General features: G+C 47.0%; 9 protein-coding genes. 4 read left to right on the top strand and 5 right to left on the bottom strand.

Annotation, left to right across the window (positions count from 1 at the left end):
- Nucleotides 1-26 precede the first annotated feature (26 nt).
- From J2X77_RS01730 to J2X77_RS01750, 5 genes are read right to left on the bottom strand one after another with little or no spacing between them, the layout of a single operon-like run.
- Nucleotides 27-1,529 carry a sulfatase gene (locus tag J2X77_RS01730; RefSeq protein WP_310078699.1) on the bottom strand — a complete coding sequence of 501 codons (1,503 nt, stop codon included), beginning with the start codon at nt 1,527-1,529 and terminating at the stop codon, nt 27-29.
- Between the two features lie 49 nt (nt 1,530-1,578).
- Complete coding sequence (locus tag J2X77_RS01735; RefSeq protein ID WP_307186665.1) at nt 1,579-2,262, bottom strand: DUF6250 domain-containing protein; 684 nt, start codon at nt 2,260-2,262, stop codon at nt 1,579-1,581.
- Nucleotides 2,263-2,268: 6 nt separating this feature from the next.
- Nucleotides 2,269-4,989, bottom strand: coding sequence for a hypothetical protein (locus J2X77_RS01740; RefSeq protein WP_310078702.1), 2,721 nt, complete (start codon nt 4,987-4,989; stop codon nt 2,269-2,271).
- A gap of 10 nt (nt 4,990-4,999) precedes the next feature.
- Nucleotides 5,000-7,261, bottom strand: a complete 2,262-nt coding sequence (locus J2X77_RS01745) for a RagB/SusD family nutrient uptake outer membrane protein (protein WP_310078704.1) — start codon at nt 7,259-7,261, stop codon at nt 5,000-5,002.
- A 20-nt stretch (nt 7,262-7,281) separates the two neighbouring features.
- Nucleotides 7,282-10,572 carry a SusC/RagA family TonB-linked outer membrane protein gene (locus J2X77_RS01750; protein ID WP_310078706.1) on the bottom strand — a complete coding sequence of 1,097 codons (3,291 nt, stop codon included), beginning with the start codon at nt 10,570-10,572 and terminating at the stop codon, nt 7,282-7,284.
- Nucleotides 10,573-11,270: 698 nt separating this feature from the next.
- On the opposite strand from J2X77_RS01750, the gene J2X77_RS01755 reads away from it, so the two are divergent.
- The 4 genes from J2X77_RS01755 to J2X77_RS01770 are packed head-to-tail and all read left to right on the top strand — an operon-like array spanning nt 11,271 to nt 20,267.
- Nucleotides 11,271-14,477, top strand: coding sequence for a SusC/RagA family TonB-linked outer membrane protein (locus tag J2X77_RS01755; protein WP_209579748.1), 3,207 nt, complete (start codon nt 11,271-11,273; stop codon nt 14,475-14,477).
- 12 nt (nt 14,478-14,489) lie between these two features.
- A complete protein-coding gene (locus J2X77_RS01760; protein WP_310078708.1) occupies nt 14,490-15,941 on the top strand; it encodes a RagB/SusD family nutrient uptake outer membrane protein in 1,452 nt (483 codons plus the stop codon).
- A gap of 11 nt (nt 15,942-15,952) precedes the next feature.
- The gene (locus J2X77_RS01765) at nt 15,953-18,106 is read left to right on the top strand and encodes a M14 family zinc carboxypeptidase (protein WP_310078711.1); all 2,154 of its coding nucleotides are present in this window, start codon (nt 15,953-15,955) and stop codon (nt 18,104-18,106) included.
- Complete coding sequence (locus J2X77_RS01770; RefSeq protein ID WP_310078713.1) at nt 18,096-20,267, top strand: S9 family peptidase; 2,172 nt, start codon at nt 18,096-18,098, stop codon at nt 20,265-20,267. Before J2X77_RS01765 ends, J2X77_RS01770 begins: the two co-directional genes overlap by 11 nt.
- Nucleotides 20,268-20,341 lie beyond the last annotated feature (74 nt).

Consider the following 20,341-nt stretch of genomic DNA (forward strand, 5'->3'; position numbering starts at 1 on the left):
CCTTTGTTATTAGCAAAATCGATATCTTATTTTGAAGGAGGGAGCTCAACCTTGCCCTTAACCTGTTGCATAGCCAGCTGGTGGAAATAATCAACAATGTCTGCATACTGCTGATCGTTCGCGAGATTAATCAATTGATGGGGATCGCGAACCACATCTGTCAGCGATTTTCCGGTACCATGTCCGAAAAATTCCGCATATCGCCATTTTTCAGTTCGAACGGTGATCCCCGTAACACCTTTTCCATTTTCGTTCCAAACGGTATAAGCAGGTCTTTCCCAGGTTTTATCAGGTTCATAAAGCAATGGCTTTAAACTTTTTCCTTCTAGGTTCTTATAGCTGGGTAGTCCACATAGGTCGACTAAAGTTGGGTAAATGTCTAGCAGCTCCACCACACGAGGAGAAGACTGCCCGTTACCTTGTGCCCGTGGATCGTAAATAATAAAGGGCACTCGGGTGCCTTGTTCCCACAAGGAACCGGCTTTGGACCATTTCCCTTTTTCTCCCAGTTGATAGCCATGATCGCTCCAAAAAACCACAATGGTGTTTTCTTTCAATCCAGATTCTTCCAGTTTCTGTAGTACCCGGCCCACATTCCAGTCCATGTAACTTATGCAGGCAAGGTAGGCTCTGATATATTCCTTGGCTTCTTGTGTCGATGCCGTGCGGTTGACAAAGAAATCGGCATTTCTCCGGCGGATGGATCCGGCCGGAAATCCCACCGGTATACCGGGCATCGATGAAAAATCAGGAGGAAGGGCAATACTGTCTAAATCGTATAGATCAAAAAACTCCCTAGGGGCTACAAAGGGTGTATGCGGTTTTGAAAAGCCGCAGGCCAAAAAGAAAGGTTGCTTGGCTTGTTTGAGATCTTCTAAATATTGAATGGCTTTGTCCGCCACTTTCGTGTCGCCTATATGCCTGGCATCTTCGCCTGTTAGGGCCGCCCATTTATCGGATGCTACTGTCGCTGCGTAGGGTTCTATACGGGGAGCTGAATTGCTGTAGGCTTGCCAATACGATTGTGAGTCCACCGCAGACGGAGCCGAAGCATTGATCACGGTGCCGTATTGTCGTTTCTCGCCGCCAATATCCCAGGCCTCGGTGTCATCTATTCCGCCATGAAAGACTTTGCCACTCCGAATAGTCGTGTAACCGTTTTGCTTAAAATATTTAGGCAGGCTGATCCAGTCTGGAAAAGATGCGTTAAACCATTCTCTATTTCCATACAGGCCACTGGTTGTTGGGCGTTTCCCTGTTAACAACGATGATCTGGAGGGGTTGCACAATGGGTATTGACAATAGGCATGTTCAAACCATACGCCTTTTACCGCGAGCTGATCGAGGTGGGGGGTATGTGCCAAAGAATGGCCATAGATGCCCATATCTGTTCGCAGGTCGTCCGCAATCAGAAACAATACATTGTATTTTTTGGGAACTGAATTTACAGCTTTCTGCTGTTGTGCTTGCCCCTGTAGACATAGGGCAAGTTGCAGGAAGCATAGTGTAAGGTTAAGAGATATTTTCATTTTGATTTGTTTTCGTTAGCCGTATGCTGTTGTTCATCGAGTGGATTTGCTATAATTTGGATAGGGTGAGCCATTTTATCACCTGCCGGCTTGCGGTAAGCCGCAGCCCAAAGTAGCCTTTGGTATTTTGGATGCCTTCTTCCACAAATAAACGCTTGCCGTTCATCCAGACTTCTGTTTGTCTCTTTGATGCACGTACGAAAGTAGAGATTGTGTCGGAGCGGCCTGCCTCCAGCAAAAAAGGTTTTTCATTTTTCTCGGCCAAAAGTATCCTTTCGCCAGATCCGTCGTAGCGGCGAAACCGGGTTGTACTGTTGTTGTTGCCCCCAATACCCACATAGAAAAGTATTAGGTCATTATAACTGTCTAATCTACCATCCCTGGATTTAAGTTTTATTTCGTTGTGCGGCTCCTGTGCGAGCCAAAACTGGTTCAGATCAGAGAGCCGTTTGTTCTCGCCCTTGTCAAGACTTATTTCCCTTTCGTATTGGATGAGGTAATCGCCGGTCAGCAAGGTGTCTAGCCATAAAGTGGCTCCGCCATAGGAGTCAATAACTAATCCTTCGTTGCTCGCTTCAATATGCGACTTGTCGGGATACTCCAGTTCGATGATCCATCGGTTTACTTCGTTTAATGGCACTTTCCATGTGGACTTTTCTTGCGCTGGACTAATAAAATGAATCAACAGCAGCCAAGATAATGTGAAATAGCGCCTTTTAAAAAATTTGAGCATAACGTATTATTTTAGAAACTTACCGACGTAATGTAGGCACTGAAACGTACTTAAGCTCCATTGGGCCGCTTCGTTTGTTGATATATTTTTCCATTCCTGCTGATTGTTTGCTAGCCCTACCAGTGGTATAGTGGTGGCCTGAACGAAGGATCCGGCCTTGGTTCCAAGAAGTTCATGCCATGTTCTTTCTGCCAGCAACTGATCACCCAATTTGAATGCGGCATAAGCCGTAAGCCTGGCATGGCTGCTCCGTAGGTTAAATTTGCCTTCTTTGGTACCCAGCGCATGTAGCCGCTCCTCATCGGATGCGTTGTATAAGCGACAGTATTGCAGCCAGGCTGTTTCAAATCTTTTGTCGGGAATTACAAGCAGTATTTCCTGACAGATTTCGACAAGTCCAAACACAGCATTCAGATGTGATACCCGCACAGTTTTATCTTTTTGGCGGTCAAATTTTCCGGTAGCAATATCCAGCAGGCTCAGCCCTGTGAAAAAACCTTGCGGTTGGTCGGCGATGCTTTGCATGCTGGCTTTGAGGCGGGCCAATATTGTAGGGTCGAGGGTTCGTTCCCATTCTGTAAACCATGCTGCCGCAATCGCTCCCCAGTCGGTACCAAAACCTACCAGCGCTTTGCCTTTTTCTGTGACAACAGGTTCATCCACTCGCTTGCGAAGGGCCACGATATCTTGAAGCCTATAAGCGGCTTCCACCTGCTCACGCAACAGATCGCCTGTACGTTCATCTGCGGTGAGGTAATAATAAAACCGTCTGTTGAGCGCCGTACTGATACGGAGCTGCTTGGCACTGCAACCCCAATGCATCACATTGTGGCGGCTTCCCAAAGGGGCAAACCGCCCAAGATGATGTACATCTACTTCTCCGGTGTGTCTGCACATGGCTTCGGCAAAACGAAAGCAATCGCGATTGCCCGAACGGAGGTAATAGTACCAGAGCCAAAGATCGGTGCCAAGTTCAGAGTTATCCCAGGCAAAACCGCCCACATCGTATTTCCACACATGTCGATCTGCATCATAACTATGCATGACGTCGCCGTAGTTCCAGAATCCGTACCAATCTCTACGATCAACCTCTCCCTTATAGAAGGTAACGAGTGCATCCAATTTATCTTCCAGCGCCGCTTTCAGGGCCGAGCTGCGGTCTGGAAGCCCCCAGTTGGCGCCAAACACCTGCTGCTCGAAGAGATAGGATGGACTGGCCGATAGTAGTGGTGGTTGCTGGTATGCCTGCGCCAGTTGCCTCAATTTTTCAGACGAGGGGCTCTGGTCGAAGATGGATAAATATAATTCGGAGGTGCGTGCGACACCGATTGGACTTCCGTATCCAGCCTCGTAGTCTTCGTAGGTGATCTCGAGGCCTTCCCATTGTTTTTCATAGCTGTCCTGTCCCATGCCGTCGTGGTAGAATCGCAGGTCCATTGCTTCGGCCTTCGGAGCCCACAACCAGGCTGTCAGGGTAGCTGCATCGGATGCGGCACCACGGATATCCAGCTGGCCCGGATAACTTTGCCAAAAGTTACGAATACCCAAAGCGACTCCAGCGGAAGGTGTCCCTAAGTATGCGGTTCCCATAGCGCGGCCACCATCGTGGCTATGAATCCAAGCATGGCCGGATTTGGTCCGTTTTTCGATGCTGCTGGCAGAGGGATGGGCCTGCAGCAAGGTATAATCGCCAAATTCGGGAATAAAGGGGAGTCCTTTTTTTGCGGTCTCCGTAATGTTCTCCCATTTGACTTCCTTTCCTTCCAGCTGTTGCTTCCGTACCGCGCTGCCTGGATCACGGCGAAGTCCCGTAAGCCCTTTCACCGCTTCGGAAAAGACTTCGCCGTTTTCCCCGACAAAACGAATGTAACGATTGTAGGTCGGCGTATCATGCAATGGCATTACCACAGATAGGCCTATTCCCTTGATAAAATCGCGCTGTTCATCGCCGTCATATAAAAAGGTGTGAATTACTTTTATCGTGGGCGACTTGTCGTAAAGATAAAAACGGACGATAAACGGGATTTTTTTTTGCTCGCCATGCTGATGCGTTCCCGCCACGCGAATGAGGACACGCTGGCTGCCACTGTTTTCGACTACAGTTTTTTCAATATGGGACTGCCATGTAATCCTATTTAAATTTTCTTCGGGTTCTGCATCAGGGGCATCCTGCAACAAAATCTGCAAGAAAGCAGCGCTAGCAACGAGCCGGCCATCTTGTCGGATTTCCTGTAGCAGCTTAGTTCCCGTCTTTCCGAAAGTCACTTTTAAAAGGCCATTATCGACAGTGATGGACTCCTCGTGCTCCTGTACTTGGATCCCTGGCTGTATGCGCTCACTCGCTGTCAAAAAAAGTTCTTCCTGGATCAGTGTCGATGGATTAGCAACGGCGCATGCCGACCATTTCACGGAACCATCTGGCCAGAAAGCCAAGGGCCAGGTTTGGATGGGGGCCGTATGGCCCTGGTTATCGCGCAGCTCGAATTGCTGCTGTTCCCTTACCTTTCCTTTTGGCCAGGGGACACCGAAAGTTGTCCCCAAAGAGGGTGCTCCCTGTTGCCGGTCGATCCAGTGCAATGGAATATCCAACGCAGCTTCTGAGTGGTTATCACCGCTTTTATGTGCAGTCCGGTTTGGACCGCCATATAAGTTGAGGCTGGCGAGCGGCCCGATGCCCAAACCGAAGAGGCCGGTGTTTTTTATAAATTTCCGTCTGTTCAATGTCATGTTAAAAGGGTTAATATCCAGGATTCTGATAGGCACGGCGGGCTGTTTCATCCAGGAGCACACCATCTTTATCGGTTAACATACTGATATACGATTGCGGAAAAGGTTTGAAAGTATGGGTTGCCGAAAAGGTTCCCTTTCCGTTGCCGTCCTGACCATTCACTCCGGATGGATTATCCGATTTGGGCCATCCCGCATTTCGGCTCGAAGCAAGCTGGGCATGATGCAACATATGCTCCAGCTGTATTCCTGCATGGTGTATCCCTTCGTATAAGACCTGCTCCGTATTAAACTCGCGCGAGTATTCATTGTAGATAAAATGGACAAAACGTTTCAATTCGGTATTCGCCTCAGACGGATATTGTTCGGCCTTGGATTTCGCGGAGCTTCCGTCCCAATAGGAAGCGTCGACGCTGATTTTATCAAAGGTGGCCGTCGCGGAGCTGTAAGGGTAAGAGCGTTCTTCTGCACGCAATGATTCGGCTCCAGGGTACAAGCGGGCCAATACCTCGGCGCGGTTTTCTCCGGCTTTGTAGGCGGCTCGGTTTCGTAATTTATTGATATCGGCAATGGCATTGGCATAGTCTCCTTTTCGGCCATAGGCTTCTGCACGGATAAGAAAAGTTTCGGCGAGTCGAAAAATGGCTACATCACGCGTACCAAAATGGTTGTCTACTGTACTGCGATTCGGATCGATAAATTTTCGTGAAGATGGACGCACTTTCCGGTTTAATAACAGCCCCGCGTTTCCACTGTACCTGTCGGCACCTGTCTTTCGGTAATAATATTTTCCGTTGTCTTTGATCCATCGCGGATAGAGTACATAAGGTTGTGCGAGGGCCTCATTGATATCAATGGCCGTTTCTTTGCTGTTTTCAAGGAAAACAAGTCCCAAATCAGCGGTTCCAATTTTCCGCTGCCCGGCCTGCGCATTCCGCCCTTTCCAGGATGGACGTGTATAGTTCGGCTTGATATTGGCATTAAAGAAATCGGCTTCATTAGCTTGCCAGGCCAGGGAAGCATTCTTAGCGTCGGTATAGGCAAGACCGGGACTGTCCGATTGGGACGCATTATCGAAAGAAGCACTCTGATATTCGAGCTGGAATGATTTTTCAAAACGGGAATCATTTATTTTATCCGTAAATACATCATAACCCCAGTCTGAGGGTAAAAATCCCTGACCTTTTAGCAGTCCATAAGACCAGGTCCAGCTTGGGATATTCCAGGCCGCATTGCGGTAATCGGCGGTGAAGGCTGCATTGGTGCGCATGCCGTAACGACCATTGTCCAAATTATTACCATAGGAGGCCTGTAGGATGATCTCTGGATTTGTTTCGTTCGTCCAATTTCCTTTCTCAATGGCAAAAAGGTCCCAATAATTTGAGGCCAGGGTGATCCCGGAATTTATGACCTGAGAGGAATAATAAATGGTGGAATCCAGATCTGCTATTCCTTCCCCTTTATATAATAGCCCCTGGTAGGCATTGGGACTTGCGGGGTCTAAAGTGCCGTCTGCATTCCGGTAGGATTTAAAGGCTGCGGCCTGATGGCGCTGCAGGTAAAGTTTCGCTAGGAAATGCTGGGCTGCATTGCGGGTAATCCGCCCGCGCTGCGTCTGTACGGCAATAGGTAAATGCTGCTCGGCAAATCGCAGGTCTGAAATTAATTTTGCATAAATGGTCGCCGAATTTGTTTTGGGCAGATAAAAATTGGCCGGAAGACTGTTGTTGCTTTTCAGAGGAAAAGGAACATCGCCCAGTTGGGTAACCAGTAAGTAATAGGCATAGGCCCGTAGAAAATAGAGTTCGGAAAGCTTTTGATTGGCATATGCCGCGTCATTTGCATACTTTCCTGGTGCTCTTTCGGTAATAATTTCGATGGCTTTGTTGCAGTCATTTATAATGGGGTAGGCCCCCAATAGTTGGGTTTGATAATAGCCGATCAGGTTATTGGCGTATTCGCCTGCGGCTCCTGATGGCGACCACACTGCGGGACTGAAGGTAGCCCATGCATTATCAAGTGGTTCGACGATATCGTTGCCTGTTTCAAAAAGAAAGGGACCTTCCATAAACCCATATTTAAAACGTAAGATGTTGTAGTTTGCAACGACCAGTTCGTCAAGTCCTTTTTCAGATTCAAAATAGTCTTGAGTAATCGTAGAGACCATTTCTTCTTTGAGAAAGTCTTTGCAGGAACTTAATCCTATTCCTGTCGATAGTATAGTTAAGGCCCAAAGGGCACCTTTTTTTATAGTGTTTTTTTCAAGTCTCATGTGTTGTTGATGCTATTGATTTAAAGACCGATTCTTAAGCCGAGCACGGCACTGCGCAATAAGATGGTATTGGCGGTCTGACCACCACGCTGGGCAGCAGCAGCATTATCCCAGCCATTCACATCGTCTGGATTGAGGCCTATTTTTACCGCTTCGCCGCCCCAGATTACTGGATTTTGGATCTGTGCATATACTTGCAGGCTTCCGATATTGAGCCTATCCAACAGGGACTGTTTGAACGTGTAGCCCAGGGAGATATAGCGCAAAGAGACCAAACTGCCATTGGTATAATTCCGGGCGGCATTGTAGTTGGTATACGTTGCTGTCGTCTGCTGTGGGAAAGAAGCCGCAGTGTTTTCAGGACTCCAAACATCGTTTTCAATCCGTCGTCCGTACGTCTGAAGTGCACCATAATAACGGCTACCGATGCGCGCATAGACGAAGAAAGAAAGATCCCAGTTTTTGTAACGAAAAGCGTTGACAATACCGCCACTCCATTTGGGCCTGTTGCTGCCCAGCAGCTCTTTATCATTGTCGTTGATGGTTCCAAATCCGTTGTCAAGATAGGTCACCGTTTCGCCTGATGCGAGTGTGACAGATTTTGCGCCCTCGGTACCGGGCTGCACTTCCACCAGTTGCTGGTCTTTAATCTTTACTTGCCCCGGTAGCGCCGTGATATTGCCAATTTTCCGATACAGTTCAATCAGCCGGAGGTCTTCGGGAGTATGCTGCCACAAGCGGTCGTATACATAGTCCCTAAATACCGCTATTGGTTGCCCGATAAACCAACCATTGGCGACATCGTCTACCTTGCCATCGACCAATTCGACGATCTTCTCGCGGTTTCTACTCCAGGTCAAGGTGGTGTTCCAGGAAAAATCTGGGCGGTCGACATTTTTACTTGATAACGAGATTTCAAGCCCGCTGTTACTCGTTTTTCCGATATTGCCCAATATGCTGTTGTAACCTAATACTGGGGGAATGGATCGATTGAGCAGGAGATCTTTGGTATTCGCCCGATACCATTCGATCGAACCCGATATCCTGTTGTTCAGAAATCCAAAATCCAGTCCCACATTATGCTGCACAGTTTTTTCCCAGCCAAGATTGGCATTCGGCATAGACGATGATTTATAGCCCGGATATTGGGTTTCGTCAAAAACATAGGCTGCACCTGCGATTGTTCCCGAAGTGGTGTAGGGAGATACCGAAGAATTTCCTGTTACACCGATTCCATAGCGGAATTTGAGCTGATTAATCCAACTGACCTGTTTCAGCCAGGGTTCTTCTTCCAGTTTATAGGCGACTGCCAAAGAGGGGAAAAAGTCAAACTTGTGCCCTTGTGCAAGTACCGATGCGCCATCCCAGCGGCCAGTAGCTGTAAGGAGGTACTTATTTTTCAGGGCATAATTGGCGCGTAGCATATACGAAAGCAGCGTGTATTTGCTATAGGATGTACCATAGCTCATGGGGCGGCCCAGATCATTTGCCCCCAAATTGTACCAGAGGGAGGAAGGAAAGGTGATATCCTGTGCCCGGATATTAATACCATTGGATCGATTTTCCTGTGATGACTGCAAGGCATCCACTTTCAGCGACTGATCAGCCCACTTCTTATCGAACGTTAACATATTCTCAAACACCCAGGATAACCGTTTGCTGTGGGAATTATAGCCAATCAGCGGAGCGGTACCTACGGCCGAAAATGGGTTTGTGTAGTCAGGTCCATAGAAGGAACCATTTTCTACCCCGGTATATTGTACCCCAAATTTAAGCTGATATTTTAGCCAGGGGGTAAAATTGAGCTGCGCAAAGGCATTGGAAAGCACACTATACTGGGTGTACTCATTTTTGCTGTTTTCAATATTCAGCAAGACATTATGTGCTGACAGACCGGTACGATTGGTGTTTAAGAGAAGGCCATTTTCGTCATAGGCCGGCGCATAAGGCATGAGTGCTAGGGCTTGGCTGTAGGAATCTTTTCCACCCGAATTGGCGGAATTATCGGCCATTCCATAGTTTTGGACAGCATAGCTTCCTATTGTTGATATGCCCAGCTTCAACCATGTTCGTGGTGAAACATCACCTTTTAATGTTGTGGTATACCGTTTATAATCCTGATCGATCATTGCACCCTGCTGATCGAGCAGTCCTGCCGAGAGATAAAGACTCGATTTTTCATTGCCCGAAGAGAGGGAGAGGCTATGATTATTGGTTTTTGCCAGGCGTGTCACTAAATCTGTCCAACCCTGGTTGAGGATATTGTCGCCGTTATATAGAGGCACTTGCGCGGCATATCCCTTGGCAATTTCCTCCGCTGTTGCATCACGGAGTAGCGGTTTGCCGTCTGTTCCCCAGCTGAAGGCATTTCGGATTGACTCGATACCATAAGTTTCGCCGCCACCAAAATTTTGAATATAAAAATCAGGATCGGGGGCTGTGCCATATTTTCCCGTATAGGTCCCCCCGTTGATGTGGCTCTGCCGTTGCCAGTCCAAAAGTGCCTTTGAATCCATCCAATCTGTGGTAGAATGGATCTGATCGAAAGATATTGACCCATTGTACTGCACAGCGACCTGTCCTTTTTTTCCTTCCAAAAGTGAAACCAGTATCACGCCATTTGCGCCACGTGAACCGTATATTGCCGTTGCAGAGGCGTCTTTGAGAATTTCAATCGAGGCAATGTCTTTGGGATTAATAATCGCTGCTTCACTTGCGGATATCGGAATTCCGTCGACCACATATAGGGGCTCATTGGAGGCATTTATGGAGCGGTTACCGCGAATGCGTATGGTACCTATGCCACCGGGACGGTTATTTGAGGTAATGTCCACGCCGCTTGCTTTACCCTGTATCCCTTGAACGATATTTGCTATGGGACGATCATTGAGATCTTGCCCCTTGATCTGGGAGAGGGCACCTGTAATATCGCCTTTTTTTGTCGTTCCGTAGCCGACGACGACAATTTCGTCGAGTTGACGGTCATTGGGTTGCAATTTGATCTCTACGGGCGAGCGTTGCACAACGAGGGTATCCGAGACATACCCCAAGTGGCTCACAATAATTTTAAAAGGTAATTTTTGACCAGTTCGGAAAGAAAAACGGCCCCAGGTGTCGGTTTGTACGCTGTGTGTGACGGCGTCTAGCTGCACGGTTGCCCCGGCGATGGGTTTATTGGTTCGTGCATCAAGTAGTGTACCAATAAGATCTGCATTGATAATAGGTGAAACGGGCTGCTGTGCAACAACTACACTTGCCTGAAATGAGGCAAATAGAGCCACAGACAATCGTTTCCAATTGTTTATACTCATGATTAAAACAGTAGATTAGGTTGATTTTGAATTCTAAAAAAACGAAAGCTTTTCAGCTAGCGGGGCATCATGCCATGCACATTCGTTCTTTCTTGAAAAAGAAGGTTTTCAATAGGGGACTGTTTTGGGAAGAGATCGCTTGTCTAAAATAATACTTGCTCATAGAAATTTAAATTGTTAAAACTACATTTAAAAAAAACGTTACCAACGCCAATTGAGAAACGGTGAGCAAATATAAAAAATAGAAAGCAATAAAGTCTACCGTTTATGTAGATTTTTTTTATTTCATTGTATATGGACCATTGAAAAGCAAAAAAAAGGTTTTCAATGCTGCGACAGCGGTATTGTGGAAGGGTCAAAAAAATATGGTAGGAACGGAAAAAGCTGATTTAGCAATAAATATTTGAAAAAAAACTACTAAACTAGTATACATTATTTGTTTTAATGCTTACATTTGTTTAACCGTATTTCAATTGGCGTTGGCTACGAGTTAATCACTATTAAAACAACTAAAAATGAAACAACATTATCTAAACCACCTTTTCAAAGTAAGTATTTTATCTTTTCCAAAAGCTGATCGGGCCTGCTCCGCGCCACGAATGTGTAGCTAATAATTTTCTCCAAATTACGCACCATCCTTTTGCTATAAACTTGTTTATGGCTACCACATCTATTTTTTAAATTAAACGATTCTACCGATGAATAAGAGAAGAATATTACACTATTCGGCCTATCTATTATTGGCAGTCCTGGCAGAAAAGCCTTTATTAACTTACGCACAGGAAACTCCAAAAACAATTATAAATGCATCCTTCCGAGGACAGGTGATTGATGCCGAAAGTGGCCAGCCCATTGAAGGTGCTACGGTTAAACTTTATGGCGTTACTCATGCTGTGACGACAGACAGTAAGGGCAAATTTGCTTTTGTCACGGGACAAAAGCTTCCGGCACGCGTGGTCGTATCATCCGTCGGCTATAAGGAGCAGATTGCCCTGATCAATGAACAGGGGGATACCGTGCGCTTGGTGCCTGAAGACCGCACGCTGGAAGAAGTCGTCGTCGTGGGTTATGGAACGCAAAAACGAAAAGACTTCACAGGTGCGGCAGCCACGATTTCGGCCGATGCGATCAAAGATATCCCGGTACAAAGTTTTGACCAGGCCCTGGCGGGTAAAGCCTCGGGGGTGAGTATATCTTTGCCCAATGGCTTGCTCAACAATCCGCCTGTCATCCGGGTGCGGGGCTTAAATTCGATATCCCTCAGTTCGTACCCTTTAATTGTCATCGATGGTATTCCCGTTAACACGGGTAATATTGGTTCTTCCAATGTGGCTAATAATCCGCTCGCAGATATCAATCCCTCAGATATCGAATCGATTGATGTCTTGAAAGATGCGGCTTCTACTTCAATTTATGGTTCAAGGGCAGCGGGCGGTGTACTGATCGTAACAACCAAAAAAGGTAAGCAGGGCCGTGCAAAAGTCACCTACGATGTCTGGGGTTCTGCGGTATCCGCGACACGTTTGCCTAAGCTGCTGAATGCCAGTCAGTATATAGCTATTAAAAATGAAGCCGTTCTGAACAACAAGATCTTGTCGGGAAATGCCAGCAACGATAAGGTGGCAAGTGAGCTATTCTTTCCGCAGTATGATGCCAATGGTAAGTTGGTTGAAACCAACTGGTACGATCATGTCTATAACACCGGCTATAGCCACAACCATAGCCTCGCTGTAAGTGGTGCCAACGCCAATACACAGTATTATTTTTCGGGAAATTACTCGGACCAAGAAGGTTTTTTTGCAAAAAACAGTTTCGATCGCAAAGGCCTCCGCTTTAATATCGAGCATAAAGTGAACGATTGGTTTTCGCTGGGGAGTAACCTGACGTATAACAATACCTTCAACGATGCTAAAAATTCGGGTTCCTTGCCCAACAGCCAGCTGCTGTTGATCGGCGGCGCTCGACTGGCGCTGGTATTGCCACCGAATGTCTCAGCATTTAAGGATGACGGGAGCTACAATTTAAGCAGCACAGGTTTGTTGGGACCTGGAGCCAACTTATTTACGAACACGTTATACAATCCGGAAGCATTATTTGCCTACAGCAAATACACGACCGGTAACGATCATATCTTAGGGAACCTGCATGCTTCGCTCAATCTGTTGAAAAACTTAAAATTCACCACCACTTATGCGGTAGACCGCAATCTATCGACGACAAAGACGTATTTGAGCCCCAGCTTGGGTTCATCGGGCTACACAAATGGTGGCTCGGTTACCAATGTAAACAGTCTGCGCAACAACTGGAATTTTACCAACAGCCTCAGTTATGATCAGGTGTTTGCCGAAAAACATGCGCTGACGCTCTTAGTCGGTTACGATATTCAAAAATACGACAACGATAGCTGGAATGCATCGCAAAACAATGCATCTGATCCGTTTTTTGAAAATTTCCAAGGCAATTGGACAACACTATCGGGAGCCGGCGGGAGTGTTACGGAACGCTTTTACCGCTCTACCTTTGTGCGTACAACATACAACTACAACAAGCGTTATTTCCTGACGGCCAATTTTAGAAGGGATGGTAATTCGGCTTTGGGAGCGAACAGCAAATATGGTGATTTTGGTGGCGTGTCCCTGGGCTGGTCTGTTTTTGAAGAAGGTTTCTATAAGAATAGTCGCTTGGCAAACCTCTTGGGCGATCTACGTTTCCGTGGCAGTTGGGGTAAAGTCGGCAATGGCAATCTATCGGCTTATGAATCGCTCAACTTGTATAGTTCCTCGCTCTATGGCACGGTGCCTACCTGGAGCATGTCGCAAGCGGGCGATCCCAATCTGGGCTGGGAGACTTCCGAACAGACCAATTTGGGCTTAAGCTTGGACCTGGCCCACAAGCGCTTGCATGTGGATGTCGATTACTTTAGAAACAATGTGAATGGACTTATTTTGGATGTACCGCAGTCGCCATCCAAGGGTATTCCCGGGAATAGTATCCTTAAAAATGTTGGCAGCATGTATAACCGCGGGATCGAATTTGCGATCAGTGGTGATGTTGTCAAAAAGAAAGATTTTACCTGGAATGCATCGCTTAATTTGACACATGTAAAAAATAAGGTTACAGCGCTTTCTGGTGGCAATGCTGATATTATCGGTTACACGCATACCACGACTGAAGCCAACAACATTACACGGGTGGGCTATGCTGTGGGCAGCTTATACGGTGCAGTAACCGATGGCGTAAATCCTGAAAATGGGCGGCGCATATTTATCAATAAAAGTGGCGAACGTGTACAATACAGTGCTGCGGTAGCTTCTGGTCAGAGCAATTGGACCTACCTGGATGGCCGCACGGCCAATCCGATTACAGTAGCCGACTACCAGGTCTTAGGGACGGCATTGCCAACGTATTATGGCGGCTTTAATAATGCATTTCGTTATAAAGCTTTTGATGCTGCGGTCAATTTCACCTTTGCAGGTGGCAACAAAGTCATGAATGGTACTCGAGGTACACTGCTGGATCAGCGGTTTTACAACAATTCAGTCGACGTACTCAATCGATGGACTACACCGGGACAAGAAACGGATATACCTCGGCTGGTCTATAATGATGTGATCTCAAACGGTTCTGCCGGATTTTCCATCGACCAAAATGCCGAGAAAGCTGATTTCTTACGTTTGCAACAGCTCACCCTGGGCTACACCTTACGTGGTAACCTGTTTAATAAGATCGGTCTTTCCAGTATTCGCATCTATGGTCAGGCATCGAATCTTTTCTTGATCACGGGATATTCGGGTACGGATCCGGAGTCCTCCTCCAATGGGAATTCCAATACTTCCATCGGTGTGGAAAAGAACTCGATCGGACAGGGACGCACCTGGACAGCTGGTTTAAATGTATCATTTTAAAAATCTGAAAACATGAAAATTAATACGAAAAGAAATATCTACTTGATCAGCGCTTTATTACTGGTGTCAACCCTGAATTCCTGCAAAAGGGATGACGGATTATTTCCTGTGCCGACGACCGCGATATCGGATAAAAATGTCTTCGACACGCCTGCTCGCATTGAAGGCGTCGTAAATGGCATTTATAAAAGTTTAAAGGGGGCCAGCTTGTATGGTGGCCGTTATCTTCTTTACCAGGATGTCCGTGGCGAAGATTTTATCAATGTAACGGCCAACAGCTACACAGCTTATGAAAGCTGGAATAATTCCTATAGTTCGGGATCCAATGATATCAACAACCTCTGGTCTGCGGCTTATACCACCATTAACGGCGCAAATATCCTGATTGCCGCGCTTAGTCCGGGCACTGATGTCATCAGTGCTGAACTTTCCAAAGCGTACGTTGCGGAAGCTAAGTTCTTGCGTGCGGTATGTTATTTTAGCTTGGTGACGGTATTTGCGCAACCTTACAACAAGGATCAGGGGGCATCGTCGGGCTTGCCTTTACGCCTGCAGGCGGAAGTGGACGGAAACAATAACGATCTGGCGCGCAGCACCGTTGCTCAGGTGTACAAACAGATCTTGAGCGATCTTGATGAAGCTGAAAAAGACCTGCCGGAAAACTATGCAACCGCACTGCTCAATACGACGCGGGCGCATAAAAATAGCGCCCGGGCCTTTAAAACCAGGGTGTACCTGACGATAAATAATTATGCCAAAGTATTGGAGGAAGCCAAAAAGATTGTCCCACAGCAAACGGCTCCATTTAAGGCGCAGCAAGGCGTCGCGCATGAGTTGCAGCCGGATATTACAACGATTTTTGGGGGTAGTTTTACCAGCACAGAATCCATTCTCAGTATGCCCGCGAGCACTACTGATGCGCTTTCGGGACAGTCTGCGATAGGATATGTGTACCTGGTCAACAAAGAATATTACCTTAATCCAAGTGGCATTCTGAACGACACGCAATGGCGGGTGGCAGATAAAAGACGTAGCCTCCTGCAGGCCAATGGGGACAGACAGTACTTGAAAAAGTATGCGAAGGCTTCACCTTACGTAGATTATATCCCGGTGATTCGCTATGCCGAGGTTTTGTTAAATTATGCCGAAGCTGCTGCGCAGACTGAGCAGCTCTCCATCGCAGGCGCACTTTTACAGGCGGTACACCAACGGTCTGATGCAAGTTTTGTATTTCCAAGCACATCCCTGTCGGGCAAAACAGCTATTTTAGAAGCTATTGCCAAAGAACGGCGAATTGAATTGCTCGGTGAAGGCTTGCGGGGGCACGATTTGCTCCGTCAATTGAAGGAGCTGCCTGCAAAAGGTGATGCGAATATACAGACACCTTCGGTGCCTACAACCGCGCAGAACTATATTTTTCCAGCTCCTAATACGGAATTGGCAACCAATAAACTTTTTAATTAATCGAGTCCATCATGAATAAGACAAGCAAACTCCTTATTCCTTTGCTGCTGGCCAGTGGGGGATATTCACAAGCACAACAGCAGACCCTATCACTCAAAGGAACGGTCAAAAATGGCGATGTGTCTGTTGTTTATCTGCAACGTTTTGAAAATAAAATATTTACGGTTATTGACTCTGCTTTGGTAAAAAAGGGGTCCTTTTCCTTCCGCAAGCAACTTCCGCTTCCCGACCTGTATGGCATTTCCACACAGCGGGATGTCGTTCCAAGCTATGTTTTTCTGGATGTCGGCGACAATAAAATAACGATCCATGCTAAAGATGACAATAGACAGCAAGTGTCTTTATCTGGGTCGAAAAGCCAAACACTCTTTGAAGAATATCGGGCGCAACGTAAACCTGATATTCGAGCCTTTATCCAAAAGTATCCGGATAATATCGTTTCCAGTTACCTCCTTTACCGGGAATGGTCCTATCGCTTGTCTCCGGATGAGCTGGAAGCTCATATTGCCCTGCTGTCTGGGCCGCAGCAGCAATCGCGTTATATACAGGAGCTCCGCAAAATTATTGCCGTCACACGGCAGGTTAGCATAGGGAAGAAAGCCCCGGCCATTGTTGCCAATGATCCTGATGGTAATCCACAGGCGCTTTATGATCATTTGGGGAAATATACATTGATTGATTTTTGGGCTTCCTGGTGTCCTCCTTGTCGGAAGGAAAACCCGAATATTGTAGCCAATTATCAAAAATATAAAGCCCAGGGTTTTAAAATCTATGCCGTTTCGCTGGACAAGAAGAAAGAAGCTTGGCTCAAAGGTATTGCCGACGACAAGCTTACCTGGCAGCATGTCTCTGAATTAAACTATTGGAATAGCGAAATTGCCGCTGCCTATGCTGTTCGTGCCATTCCGGCCAATTTTTTGGTGGATGATAAGGGGACAATCATTGCCAAGAATGTCCGTGGTGAAGAACTGGGGAAGGTGTTGGACAGTTTGTTTAATCAAGGGAAAAACGAAATCGGTGGACTGAAAAAGGATTTTAAAGGGCAAAACCCGATCAGTTATGAATCGACCCAATCGCAGGCGATCATCCAACAGGAGCGGGGGACGTTTACTGTAGATCAACGGGTCTTTTTCAGCAATGACTATGACGGTGCCCGATTGAATGGACTGACAAAATCCAGTGACGGCATATACCACCTGCAGGTCGCGCCAGAACGCGCTACGATCAACCCTAGTCCTTGGTATGGCTTTCAGGTTTGGTCTACCCGCGATACAACGATAAAAATCCAGCTTGACTATCCCGAAGGTGTACGCCATCGCTATGACCCGAAAGTAAGCCTAGACGGAACGAACTGGAATAAGCTCAGCGGAGCTTCTTTTGACCTGCCGATTTCCAGTAAGAGAACATGGATCTCGGCACAGGCCAATATTCCTTCTAGTGCGGTGTACAGCTGGATTGAACAGGTAAGTCCTGCTGTTCAACTCGAAAAAAAGGAAGTGGGAAAAACGGCACTTGGCAAGCCTATTAACGTCTATGTGGCGGGCAATCCGCAAAGTAAAAAAACGATCGCTGTATTGGGGAGACAGCACCCGCCCGAAATTACAGGGCATTATGCTTATGCCAGCTTTGTCGAATACCTCTTGGGTAACAGCGAAGATGCAAAGCGGTTTCGGGAGAAATATCGTATTTACCTGATCCCCATTGTTAACCCCGACGGCGTGGACCTAGGGCATTGGCGTACCAATGCGAACGGGGTTGATCTCAACCGTGACTGGGCCGAATTTAACCAGCCGGAGACAATAGCGTTACGTGATTACTTTAAGCAAGAAATAGAAAAGCAGGGCCGCGAGCTTTATTTTGCCATCGATTTTCATTCGACAGGAAGTGATATCTATTATACGGTAGATCCTGCTTTGCCCAGCCGTTTTCCGGGCTTTGTATCCAATTGGATAAGCACAGTCAAACAAGCTATTCCAGGGTATGAACCGCTGGTAAAGCCACTGTATTTAGGTGGACCGACCTACACGGCTTACAGCTACTTGTATAAAACGTATCAGGCCGAAGCATTGGTCTATGAAATTGGCGACAATACCGACGCTGATTTTATCCAGCGTAAAGCCCGTATTTCTGCACAAAAACTAATCGAGAAACTCAATGAAAGCTAGTTCATACAAATATTGGAAACACAAGCTCATTGGTCTGTTGCTGGTGGGGATTGCTCCAGCTTTCGCCCAGGGGTCAGCTACGGATAGTTTGATCGTGGCTAGTGATTTGGTTCGAATAAAAAATATCATTGATCTACAGGTGAAACCTGACGGCAGCGAACTGGCTTATGCTGTGCGCGGTATTGTCGCAGATACCACCAAGCATGCGGGTTTTCGCTATGAAACGCTCTGGTATGTAAACAGGACAGCATCGGCAGCAAAGCTTGATCCGCAGCAGGTGGACCAGCAGTTTACGCAAATATTATACAGTCCGGATGGACGCCGGTGGGCTGTTGGCAAGGGAAGCAACAAACGTTCGCAGCTTTTTTTATTTCCATCAGACGGTCAGCAACCTCAACAGCTAACCATGCTCGAGCAGGGGGTGGGTACTGTACGATTCAGTCCTGATGGTTCAAAGGTTCTTATATCAAGTAGCTTTACGCTTGGCGAGCTGGTAAAAAGTAAAGATTTCAATCCGGCTGGCCAAGTACCGGCATGGTCTTTGGAAAAACCTGCAGATAAGGGCAATGCATCCTTATTAGCCGAGCCTGCACAAGAAGATCGCGATGGTAGCCTGCCCCAAATAATTGCCTACCTAAAACATGATGAACAGCAGGATATCGCCAAGTTGACCAACAAATTGCAGTTTCAGACAGAAAATTCTACGACGGGCGAAATCCGCTTTACGCAGTGGTACGTCTTGGACCTCGCTGCTAAAACACCGCCCGTCGCATTAACCCAGGGCTTTCGAAGTCATACAGGAGCGGAATTTGTAGGGAATAACAAGGTTCTTTTAAGCGTAGAGACCGAAAATGGTCTTCATCCGGATCGTGTAGGATCGACCGATCTTGTTCTATTTGATCTGTCCAACAACAAAAGACAGGTTATTTTGGGTGATAGCATACATCGTTTTCAGGTGGCTGCGGTATCTGCATCGGGAAAATGGGTGGCCGTGAATCGAAGTCTGCAGAATTCATTGACGGTAGGTGGATTGTTTATCTATGATACCCAAAATTGGAAAGGGAATAGCTTGGGCGTGGACCGTAGCCTGAGCAATGTACAGTTTGCGGCAGATGAAAAATCTGTCTACTTTATTGCGTCGGATAGAGGCGGGCGCACCCTGAATCGTGCGGATATAAAAAGCCGAACTATACAAACCTTGAGTTCGGTGGAAGAGGGGATTGGCGATTATTGGGTAAATGGGCAGAAAGCGTTCTATACAAAAACCAACTTTGCAAACCCATCAGAACTGTACCGCGCAGACCCCAACTTTAAAGCGGGGACCGCCATTACGGCAATCAATTCAGCTTGGCTCTCGGGAAAAAATATTGGTATTGCACAGAAAAGCAGTTTCCGAAATGAAAAAGGACTGGAAGTAGACTATTGGCTCTTGAAGCCTGCACATTACCAGAAGGACAAACGTTGTCCGCTACTGGTAGAGATTCACGGTGGCCCAGCTTCAATGTTCGGTCCCGCGGATGCCATTATGTGGCACGAATACCAGTATTTTCGCGCACGAGGCTATGCGGTATTGTTTTCGAATCCACGCGGATCGAGCGGCTACGGGGAGCAATTTTTAAAAGCAAACTTTAATGACTGGGGGGCGGGGCCATCGCGTGATGTGCTTGAAGCCGTGGATCTGTCGCTTGCCACCGGTATCGTCGACAGCGCGCAGCTATTTATCACGGGTGGATCTTACGGTGCGTATTTAACCGCCTGGATATTGGCACATGACAGTCGATTCCGTGCTGCATCCAGCCAACGTGGGGTATATGATCTGTATGTCTTTTTTGGTAGCGCCAATGTGTGGCCAATGCTGAAACGTTACTTTGATGGATTTCCATGGGAAAAGGGTATGCGCGATATTCTTTTGGCGCAATCGCCGACAACGTATGCGGAGAATATAAAAACACCTTTACTGATATTCCATGGGGAGCAGGATAATCGTACAGGCCATGTACAGAGCGACTTTTTATATAAACAGCTTAAATATTTGGGACGCGATACGGAATACGTCCGGCATCCACGCGCAGATCATGAGATCACACGCTCTGGAGATGTCGGCCAACGCCTCGATCAGCTGTTGCGAACGTATGAATTCTTCGAACGTTATCGGCATTGATTTCTTCGACTTCTTAAACTGCTACGATTCATCCGATAGGTTATACTGAAGTCAAAGGGTTAGAGCAACGCTCG

Source organism: Sphingobacterium sp. 2149 (assembly GCF_031455655.1).
Taxonomy (GTDB): domain Bacteria; phylum Bacteroidota; class Bacteroidia; order Sphingobacteriales; family Sphingobacteriaceae; genus Sphingobacterium.

Excerpts from the sequence above, each read along its gene's own strand:
- J2X77_RS01730 (WP_310078699.1), bottom strand. The coding sequence starts at position 1,529 with ATGAAAATATCTCTTAACCTTACACTATGCTTCCTGCAACTTGCCCTA.
- J2X77_RS01735 (WP_307186665.1), bottom strand. The coding sequence starts at position 2,262 with ATGCTCAAATTTTTTAAAAGGCGCTATTTCACATTATCTTGGCTGCTG.
- J2X77_RS01740 (WP_310078702.1), bottom strand. The coding sequence starts at position 4,989 with ATGACATTGAACAGACGGAAATTTATAAAAAACACCGGCCTCTTCGGT.
- J2X77_RS01745 (WP_310078704.1), bottom strand. The coding sequence starts at position 7,261 with ATGAGACTTGAAAAAAACACTATAAAAAAAGGTGCCCTTTGGGCCTTA.
- J2X77_RS01750 (WP_310078706.1), bottom strand. The coding sequence starts at position 10,572 with ATGAGTATAAACAATTGGAAACGATTGTCTGTGGCTCTATTTGCCTCA.
- J2X77_RS01755 (WP_209579748.1), top strand. The coding sequence starts at position 11,271 with ATGAATAAGAGAAGAATATTACACTATTCGGCCTATCTATTATTGGCA.
- J2X77_RS01760 (WP_310078708.1), top strand. The coding sequence starts at position 14,490 with ATGAAAATTAATACGAAAAGAAATATCTACTTGATCAGCGCTTTATTA.
- J2X77_RS01765 (WP_310078711.1), top strand. The coding sequence starts at position 15,953 with ATGAATAAGACAAGCAAACTCCTTATTCCTTTGCTGCTGGCCAGTGGG.
- J2X77_RS01770 (WP_310078713.1), top strand. The coding sequence starts at position 18,096 with ATGAAAGCTAGTTCATACAAATATTGGAAACACAAGCTCATTGGTCTG.